Annotated in this window: 1 protein-coding gene; it reads left to right on the top strand. The window is 28.8% G+C overall.

Annotated features, from left to right (window positions below; all coding sequences use genetic code 11):
- The coding region (locus tag B0174_RS12270; RefSeq protein WP_205663533.1) for a hypothetical protein at positions 1-541 on the top strand (541 nt) is incomplete at both ends.

Below are 541 nucleotides of genomic sequence, written 5' to 3'. Positions count from 1 at the left end.
AACTGTGACTGTAAGTTCTTTAAATGCTTCTGTTGGAACTATTACAACAACTGCAACAAAAACAATAAGTGTTGATGCAGATGTTATTTCAAGTAAAACTGTACTTGGAAATGGAATTGTTGATATTACTAGTGGTTCCGCATCTTTAATTGATTTATCAAATATTTCAAATGATATAAAAGTAAGTAGTGATTTTGAAATTAGTTCTGTAAATAATGGTTCAAACTCTATAGAAATTTCAGCTTCAAATACCTTAAGTGCTGATGCAACTATAATTAGTGGACATACTATAAATGGTACTGGTACATTAGCTTTAGATGGAAGTGGTGGAGTAATTGATATGTCAAATATCAGTTCTGTAGATTTAACAGCTAATATGACTGGAAATACTACTTTCAACAATTTATCAGTAGATATTAATGCTTCTTCTTCAACTGGAAATATCACTATAAATGAAACAGCAGGTAATAATTTATCTATAATTACAGGAAGTGGTAATGATGAAGTTAATTTAAGTAATGGAAATGATACTGTTGAATTA

The organism is Arcobacter caeni (assembly GCF_003063245.1).
In the GTDB taxonomy this organism is placed as follows: domain Bacteria; phylum Campylobacterota; class Campylobacteria; order Campylobacterales; family Arcobacteraceae; genus Aliarcobacter; species Aliarcobacter caeni.
This window is presented reverse-complemented; position numbering and strand designations above follow the sequence as displayed.